General features: G+C 64.6%; 8 protein-coding genes. 2 read left to right on the forward strand and 6 right to left on the reverse strand.

Annotation, left to right across the window (positions count from 1 at the left end; all coding sequences use genetic code 11):
- Together ACFQO4_RS17055 and ACFQO4_RS17060 are read right to left on the reverse strand one after the other, a co-directional pair.
- Complete coding sequence (locus ACFQO4_RS17055; protein WP_500262055.1) at positions 1–2355, reverse strand: PAS domain S-box protein; 2355 nt, start codon at positions 2353–2355, stop codon at positions 1–3.
- A 219-nt stretch (positions 2356–2574) separates the two neighbouring features.
- Positions 2575–2817, reverse strand: coding sequence for a CDGSH iron-sulfur domain-containing protein (locus tag ACFQO4_RS17060; protein ID WP_500262056.1), 243 nt, complete (start codon positions 2815–2817; stop codon positions 2575–2577).
- Positions 2818–2948: 131 nt separating this feature from the next.
- Between ACFQO4_RS17060 and ACFQO4_RS17065 the strand changes: the two genes are divergently transcribed.
- Positions 2949–3434: a DUF456 domain-containing protein gene (locus ACFQO4_RS17065; protein WP_500262057.1), complete on the forward strand. Its 486-nt coding sequence runs from the start codon at positions 2949–2951 to the stop codon at positions 3432–3434.
- A 71-nt stretch (positions 3435–3505) separates the two neighbouring features.
- A complete protein-coding gene (locus tag ACFQO4_RS17070) occupies positions 3506–3673 on the forward strand; it encodes a DUF8014 family protein (protein ID WP_500262058.1) in 168 nt (55 codons plus the stop codon).
- A gap of 73 nt (positions 3674–3746) precedes the next feature.
- Here ACFQO4_RS17070 and ACFQO4_RS17075 read toward each other — a convergent pair whose 3' ends face one another.
- The 4 genes from ACFQO4_RS17075 to ACFQO4_RS17090 form a co-directional block, all read right to left on the reverse strand.
- Positions 3747–5471 (reverse strand): glutamate--tRNA ligase, encoded by a 1725-nt coding sequence (locus tag ACFQO4_RS17075; protein ID WP_500262059.1) that lies wholly within the window; start codon positions 5469–5471, stop codon positions 3747–3749.
- A 152-nt stretch (positions 5472–5623) separates the two neighbouring features.
- The gene (locus ACFQO4_RS17080; protein WP_500262060.1) at positions 5624–6250 is read right to left on the reverse strand and encodes a DUF8159 domain-containing protein; all 627 of its coding nucleotides are present in this window, start codon (positions 6248–6250) and stop codon (positions 5624–5626) included.
- Between the two features lie 131 nt (positions 6251–6381).
- Positions 6382–7437 (reverse strand): geranylfarnesyl diphosphate synthase, encoded by a 1056-nt coding sequence (gene idsA3 / locus ACFQO4_RS17085; protein WP_500262061.1) that lies wholly within the window; start codon positions 7435–7437, stop codon positions 6382–6384.
- Position 7438: 1 nt separating this feature from the next.
- The coding region (locus tag ACFQO4_RS17090; protein WP_500262062.1) for an MBL fold metallo-hydrolase RNA specificity domain-containing protein at positions 7439–8059 on the reverse strand (621 nt) is incomplete at its 5' end.

Below are 8059 nucleotides of genomic sequence, written 5' to 3' on the forward strand. Positions count from 1 at the left end.
TCACGTCTCTGGGGCCGGGAGCGTAACCGAGAACGTCGCCCCTTCTCCGGGTTCGGCATCGACCCAGATATCGCCGCCGTGACGCTCGACGATGCGCTTACAGAGCGCCAGGCCGATACCGGATCCCGGGTACTCCTCGCGACTGTGAAGTCGCTGGAAGACCTCGAAAACTCGACTGTCGTGTGCCGGGTCCAGTCCGATCCCCTCGTCGCACACGGACACGACCCACTCCGTCCCGTCTCGTTCGGCCGAGACGTGTATCTGTGGCGGTTCGTCGCCGCTGTAGGTCATCGCGTTGTCCAGGAGGTTCTGGAACAGTTGGCGGAGTTGCGTACGGTCTCCTCGGACCTGGGGAAGCGAATCGGACGTGATGGTGGCGTTGCTCCGTTCGATCTGTACCTCGAGGTCGTCGAGCACGTCCTCGAAGACGGCGTCGAGATCGGTCGGCTCGAGCGGCTTTCCTCCCGTCTCGATACGGGAGTACTCGAGCAGTCCCTCGATCATCGCCCGCATCCGGTCGGCCCCGCCGACGGCGAACTCGAGGTAGTCCATCCCGTCGGCGTCCAGGTCGTCTTCGTAGCGCTGTTCGATCAACTGGAGGTAACTCGAGACCATCCGCAGGGGCTCTTGCAGGTCGTGGCTGGCCGCGTGGGCGAACTGCTCGAGGCGTTTGTTCGACCGTGTTAGCCGCTCGTTCGCTCGCTCGAGTTGTCGTTCTCGTTTTTTCCGGTTCGTGATATCCCGGATAACGCCGGTGAAGTAGCGGTCGTTCTCGTAGACGATTTCGCTGAACGTGATCGACAGCGACACCGTCGAACCGTCGGCGCGCTGTCCCGGAATCTCGACGTAGTCCCAGTCGAGGGTCCGTTCGTCGGTCTCGAGATACCGCTGCAGCCCCGCCCGATGGCGAGCTGCGAGATCGTCTCGCATGAGCGTCGTAAGCGACTCACCGACCAGTTCGTCGGGTTCGTAGCCGAAGATGTCCTCGACGGCGGGGTTCACCGAGCGGATCGTGCTCTCGGCGTCGATCGTCACGATGACGTCGTTGGCGGCCTCCGTCAGCGCCCGATATCGCTCGAGTTCCAGTTCGTGCTGTTTACTCTCGGTGATGTCGCGGAAGTAGACGGAGACGCCCGTTTCGGAGGGGTAGAGGTTCGCTTCCACCCAGAAGTCGAGCGGATCGAAGTACAGGTCGTAGCTGGTCGACACCTGGTCGTTCAGCGCCGTGTGGAACGCGTCCCAGACCTCGTCCACCTCCGCCGCTTCGGGGTACAGCTCCCAGAGGTTCTCTCCGAGTAGCTCCGCTCTCGGTCGCTGGAGCAGTTCCGCGGCGCGCTCGTTGACGTGTGTAAACCGGAATTCGTCGTCGACGGCGTAGAACGCGTCGGTGATCCGCCCGAGCATCTCCTCGAATTCGTTCTCGAGACGCTTCTGGTCGGTGACGTCGGTAAGCGCGAGAACGGCGCCGGTCGCGTCGCGGCCGTCGCCATCGGCGTCCAGCGGGGCGCCGTTCACCGTCACCCAGATGCGCTCGCCGTCGGGACGGCGCAGACCGATTTCCATGTCGAAGATCGGCTCACCGGTTTCGATTACCTGCATGAACGGCGTTTCTCCCCCGGAGAGGGGAGTTCCGTCGGCGTCGGTCAACCGCCAGCGCGGGTCGTCGTACGCCACCGATTCGAGGTCTTCGCGGTCGCGGCCGAGGATGCTCTCGGCGTGTTCGTTGACGAACTGCAGGTCGCCGTTCGCGTCGAATACCACGATCCCGACGGGGCTGGTCTCGACGATCTGTTCTTTGACCTCCTTTTCAGCCTCGAGGGATCGTTTCGCCCGCCTGGTTTCGATGGCTGCGGCGAGCACGTTCGCGATGCTCTGGACGAAATTCACGTCGTACTCGGTGAACGCCCGGCGTTCCGTCGTGTGCGTACCCAGGACGCCCCACGGGTCCTCGAGCGAGCCGATGATGACGCTAATTCCGCTGACGACGTCGTGGTCGACCAGCAGGTCGGGCCCAGAGAAGCGGTCTTCGGTCCGCAAATCGTCGACGACGACGGGTTCTTCGGAGAGGAGCGTATAGCCCGCCTGCGAGTCCAGATCGGTCGGCGCCGTCGCGGTTCCGACGAGTCCGTCTTGCCAGCCGACCCCCTGTCGCAGGAGGACCTCGTCGCCCCCGGGGAGCAGTTCGAGCACCTCGCAGTACTCGGTGTCGAGCGTATCTGCGACGGCGACTGAGGCGTCGTGTAGCAACTCATCGAGGTCGCCGGTCTCGAGCGCCCGCTGGCCGAATTCGGCGACGACTTCCTGCTGATGGACCCTCGTGTGGAGTTCGCTATCCGCACCCGAACTCGAATCCATTGCCATTGAACTATATGCGTCCGTCTGTAAATCCTTTCGTTCGTTACGACCGTCTTATAATACTCCGTGGGACCGAGACGTACGATCAGTTGACGCTCTCGCTGATCGGCGAGTGCACCGTCGGCCGGTCATGGGCCCTTCTCCTCGACGATACCCGGTCGACCCCATCCTTCGACGATACCCGGCCGAACCCATCTCCTTGACGATACCAGGCCACCGTCACTCGTCACTACAAACGACGTCCTCGACGACACGCCGCGATCGATCGCCGTCCTCGTCCGTCTCGTACACGTAGAGTTCGTCCGCTCGTTCGTCTCGCGTCGTTCGATGGGTGCCGTCACAGAACGGGTATGTCTCCGCGAGACCGCACTGACAGATCGCGACGTTCCCTTTCTCGGAATTGATGTCGTCTTCCTCGAGCTTTCGCGGGCCGGTCGCGTCGTGGCGGACGAGTCGTGCCATGTCGAGAGCGACGGCCCCGCGGTACTAAACGGTGGCCACGTCGTTCGGATCGATCGGTCGAGCCGCGAAACCGGGAAAATCGGTATACGGCAGGCAGCACGCCTTTCCCCCTACCGATCGACAATCGAGCCATGGTCGACGCCCTCACCGTGCTCGCGGTCGTCCTCCTGATCGGCGGTATCGCCGGCACTGTCGTCCCGCTCGTTCCCGGCGGTGGTCTCTCACTGGCCGGACTCTTTCTCTACTGGTGGCACAGCGGGTACAGCGAACCTGGCGTCGTCGCGTTCGTCGCGTTGACCGCCCTCGGCCTGGCTACGCTGTTCGCGGAGTTCTTCGCCGGGTCGATCGCCGCCCGTGCTGGCGGCGCCTCGTGGCAAACGACCGCGCTCGCTGCCGCCGTCGGAATCGCACTGATGATCGTAACCGGGCCGCTCGGCTTCCTAGTCGGCCTCTTCGGCACCGTGTTTGCCCTCGAGTTCGTCGGGAATCGCGACCTCGAAGACAGCCTTCGTGCGGCCGGCTACGCCACCGCTGGAACGCTCGCGTCGACGGCGGTTCAGCTCTTGCTGACGAGTGCGATTCTCGTCGGGTTCCTCCTCGCCGTGTTCGTCTTCTGACCGCACCGATCGTGTACAGGATCGCTGACCACCGAAACGATTGTGTCACTGGATCGCCCAGAGTCGGCATAATGCGCTGTAGAGAGGACGGCTGCGAGCGGGACGCCGCTGTAGAGTTACACATTCCGTGGGCCGAAAACCGCGTCGTGTGCGCGCCCCACGCCCGCGTCCTGGGTCGTCAGGACGGCGTCGTCGCCGACCCGTTCCCGGACAGCGGACCGGATTTGCTCGAGGAGTGACGCTTCGACCGAAAGCGGCTGCCTACGAGTCGACTTTCGATCGGAAGCACGCCGCTCGAGACGCCGACGTCGATTAGGGATGCGCGTAGTACGCGACGACCTCGTCGCTGCCTTCGTCGACCTCGTCGATTCGGGCGAAGCCCACGCGCTCGAACTGGACGACGTCGTCGGGAGAAAGGTCCCCGACCTCGGGTTCGGCTCGCCCCTCGACGTCGCCGTCCATCGTTCGCAGCGTGAGCGGGACGCTCTCGGCCGCCGGCGCCCAGTGGATTACGTCGACGTCACCCTCGCGAACGACGTCGATGGAGTCGCCCGTGTACTGCAGGACGTCTCGAGTGTACTGGAAACAGCCGAGTCCCTTCAGCCAGATGCGCTCCTCTCGCTGTGGGAAGTCGTCCTGCTCGAGGACGACGGCGTCGCCGGCGGGGATGTGGCGCACGCCGCGATCCTCGTGGTTCGGGTGCAGCGGCGGCGTCGCCTCATCTGGCGGACTCCCGGCCAGCCCGACTTCGGCGCCCTCGCGAACGAAGAACCGGCGGTCGGTCTCCTCGTCGATCAGGTCTCGATTGGCCGCGTAGATGGAACTCATCGCGAGGTCGACGTCGCTCGTCGAGGTACCGAGCTGGATCATGGCGTCGGTGATCGCCTCGCCGCGGACCCCGCGGCGTCGGAGGCTCTGGATGGTCGGTGCTCGCGGGTCGTCCCAGCCGTCGAGGTGACCGGTCTCGATCAACTCCCCGATACGGGAGGTACTCATCTTCACGTCGTAGGCGTCGACCTGCACGTGGCCCCAGTGGACGACCTCCGGGTACGCCCAGCCGAAGTAGTCGTAGAGGAACTGCTGGCGTTTCGCGGAGTCCTGGAGGTCGATTCCCCGGATGATGTGGGTGATGCCGATGCGGTGGTCGTCGACGCCGGACTGGAAGTCGAGCATCGGCCAGCACCGGTAGTCGGCGGCACGCTCGCGCGGGTGGGGCGTATCGACCATTCGGAAGGCGACCCAGTCGCGGAGGGCGGGGTTCTTGTGTTCGATGTCCGTCTTGACCCGGAGGACCATCTCGCCGCTATCGTACTTGCCTGCGACCATGTCCTCGAATTCCGCGAGGACCGTCTCCAGGTCCTTGTCGCGGTGGGGACATGGCTCGCCGGCGTTTTTCAGGTCGCTAAACTCCTCGCCCGGACACGAGCAGGTGTAGGCCCCGCCCATCTCGATCAGCTCCCGAGCGTGGTCGTAGTAGCTCTCGACCCGGTCGCTCGCACGATAGGTTGCGTCGGGCTCGAACCCCAGGTAGTCGACGTCCTCGAGGATCCAGTCGTAGGCCTCGAGGTTCGGCCGCTTCGTCTCGGGGTCGGTGTCGTCGAAGCGAACGCAGAACCAGCCGTCGTAGCGCTCCTTGTAGGTCCCGATGACGGCGGGCATCCGCGCGTGGCCGATGTGCCAGGGGCCGTTGGGATTCGGCGCACAGCGCATCCGGATCTCGTCGTACTCGTCGGCGTTCGGGAGATCGGGCAGGACCGTGTCGTCTTCTTCGTCCTCGGCCTCGAGTTCGGCCAGTTCCTCGGGTGCCAGTTCCTCGAGTCTGGCGCGGCGCTCGTCGGGGTCGAAGCCGTTGACTCGAGAGACGACGCCACCGACGACGCCGGGGACTTCGTCGGCGTGTTCGCGAAAGTCGGGGTTGTCGCCCATCAGCGGCCCCATGACGGCGCCGACGTTGGCCTCGCTCCCGTGTTTGACCGCGTTCAGCAGTGCGTGTTTCTCGGCCTCGCGCTCGACGCGGCCTCGTAACTCCTCGTCCATGTTGGCGAACAGTTTCGCCCGCGCGTTCAAAACAGCCGCGGTGTGTGCCCGAGTCCGTGCTCGAACGCGCCGGTCAGTCCTCGAGCGTGCCGACGGTCCTCGTGCGTGTAGACCAGCCCTCGAGCGAGCCGACCAGTGCTCGAACGCGCCGACTAGTCCTCGGAGGCGTTCGACGCCTCGGCGACGTCCTCCTCGTAGACGATCATCTGCTGGATGTTCATCCACAGCGCCATCTGCTGCATCTCACCCTCGTTGTGGGCCTCGAGCCACTCGTTTTTGACGCCCCAGCCGTAGGCCTGCCCCGCGAGCGGGTTGACGATGTCGCCGACGAGCATGCCGTAGTCGCTGTCGCCGTTCGCGACGACGGTCTGGTTGTACGCCTGGACGATGACGCCCATCTCGTCGAGGGTGGCCTGGTAGAGGTCGTGGTCGACGCTGGTCGCTGGCGGGTCGTCTGAATCATTTACAGATTCGCCGTCCAACGAGTCCGAATCGCCCTCGAGGTCGTCGTCGACAGTCGATTGATACTCGAGGATGAGGTCGCCGTCGTTCTCGTAGAGCGCTTTGACGGTGATGTCGTAGTCCTGGATGCCGTTCTCGAGGACGTAGTAGAATTCCTCCGGCGTGCCTTGCGGTGGATCGGATGGTTCGGTCGGACGGAAGTTCCGACCGGAGCTGCCGAGAAACGAGCCGAGACAGCCGGCGAGGCCGGTCAGCCCCGCCGCCCCGATACCGCCCAGCAGGCGGCGGCGAGAGAGCGAACCGTTCGAGTTGTCCATACCCTTTGTAGCGACAACACGGGCAAAAACCTCCGTTCCATTTCGAGGGCTGAGTCGTCGGCCAACTCGAGGGCTGAGTCGTCGGTCAATCGAGCAGCGAAAAATCGCCGAGGACGACCCAATCGACCGCCTCAGTAGCCGCGCTCGATCAGGTAATCGGCGACCTGGAAGAGCAGTTCGCGAGCCTCGTTGTCGGGGAGCACTTCGAGGCGGTTCTTCCCGCGGTCGACGAGGTCGCGCGCCATGTCGTTCGCGTAGGAGATCGAACCGGAGTCCTCGAGCGTGGCGACGGCGTCGTCGATCTCGGCCTCGGTGACGGCGTCGACGTCGGTGGTGTCGACCAGCGACTCGACGTCGACGCCCTGCTCGCGGGCGTGGACCGTGATGAGCGTCTGCTTGTTCTCGACGAGGTCGCTTCCGCGCTGCTTGCCGAGCTTTTCACTGGGAACGGTCAGGTCGAGCACGTCGTCTTGAATCTGGAAGGCGCGTCCGACGTCGAGTCCGTAACCGTACAGCGCGTCGACGGTGTCCTGATCGGCTCCCAGCAAGATTGCCGGGAGGGCCGCCGAGGCCGCGTAGAGGACGGCGGTCTTCTGCTCGACCATCTCGAGGTACTCCTCGGGCGTGACGTCCTCGCGCGACTCGAAGCTCACGTCGTGGGATTGCCCCTCGCAGATTTGCGTGCAGGTGTTTGCGAGGACGTCGAGCGCCTGCACTGTTCGATCGGATTCGGCGCCCGTCTCGAGCATGATCTCGAAGGCCTTCGAGTACAGCGTGTCGCCCGCGAGAATCGCTGTCTCGAGGTCGTAGGCCTTGTGGACGGCGGGGACGCCACGGCGGAGGTCGTCGTCGTCCATGATGTCGTCGTGGATGAGCGTGAACGACTGGATAACCTCGACGCTGACCGCAGCGGCCATGAGGTCGACGGTCGTGGACGATTCCTCGACCGTCGGGAACTCCCGGTAGAGCGTCGACAGCGGCTCGACGTCGGTGAGCGCTTCCCCGGTGGCCAGCAGGACCGTCGGCCGAAGCCGCTTGCCGCCGGCGTCGAGCAGGTACCGGGACGCCTCGTAGAGACGTTCCGGTCGCGTGATCGGTAGCTCCTCGGGGATGGCCTCGTTGACGAGTTCGCGTCGCTCGCCGACGGCCTCGAGCACCGCTTTCTCGCGTGCCTCGGGTGATGTCATATCAGTCGACAAGCTGGATCAGGTTGCCGTTGCGCGAGACGTGGACGTCACGGCCCATGTGGTACCCCTCGCCTTCACAGAGTTTGACGTAGCCGGAAAGTCCCTTGAGATCCTGGTGAGCCGGGACGATGTGCTGGGGCTGAAGCGCGTCGAGCATCGCGTAGTGGCCCTCCTGGTTGAGGTGGCCGGAAACGTGGATGTCGTCGTAGATGCGAGCGCCCTGCATGCCGAGCAGTTTTTCGGCCTGGTAGCGTTGCCCCTCGTTGGTCGGTTCGGGGATGACGCGCGCGGAGAAGACGACCTTGTCGCCGTCGTCCAGTTCGTAGGGGGTCTCGCCGCGAGCCATGCGCGTGAGCATCGCACGGGGTTCGCCCTGGTGGCCGGTGACGACGGGCAGGAAGTTCTCCTTGCCCTCGTTCATGATCCGCTTGAACGTCCGGTCGACGGACTTCCGGTGGCCGAACATCCCGAGGTCGCTCGGGAAGTCGATGAAGTCGAGTCGTTCCGCGGTGCCGGAGTACTTCTCCATCGAGCGCCCGAGCAGGACGGGTTGGCGGCCGATGTCGTTGGCGAACTCGACGAGCGATTTCACGCGGGCGATGTGGCTCGAGAAGGTGGTGGC

The sequence above is a fragment of the Saliphagus sp. GCM10025334 genome, assembly GCF_042663485.1.
GTDB lineage: Archaea > Halobacteriota > Halobacteria > Halobacteriales > Natrialbaceae > Natronosalvus.

Coding starts and splice junctions, on each gene's coding strand:
- ACFQO4_RS17055 (WP_500262055.1), bottom strand. CDS start 2,355: ATGGATTCGAGTTCGGGTGCGGATAGCGAACTCCACACGAGGGTCCAT.
- ACFQO4_RS17060 (WP_500262056.1), bottom strand. CDS start 2,817: ATGGCACGACTCGTCCGCCACGACGCGACCGGCCCGCGAAAGCTCGAG.
- ACFQO4_RS17065 (WP_500262057.1), top strand. CDS start 2,949: ATGGTCGACGCCCTCACCGTGCTCGCGGTCGTCCTCCTGATCGGCGGT.
- ACFQO4_RS17070 (WP_500262058.1), top strand. CDS start 3,506: ATGCGCTGTAGAGAGGACGGCTGCGAGCGGGACGCCGCTGTAGAGTTA.
- ACFQO4_RS17075 (WP_500262059.1), bottom strand. CDS start 5,471: ATGGACGAGGAGTTACGAGGCCGCGTCGAGCGCGAGGCCGAGAAACAC.
- ACFQO4_RS17080 (WP_500262060.1), bottom strand. CDS start 6,250: ATGGACAACTCGAACGGTTCGCTCTCTCGCCGCCGCCTGCTGGGCGGT.
- idsA3 (WP_500262061.1), bottom strand. CDS start 7,437: ATGACATCACCCGAGGCACGCGAGAAAGCGGTGCTCGAGGCCGTCGGC.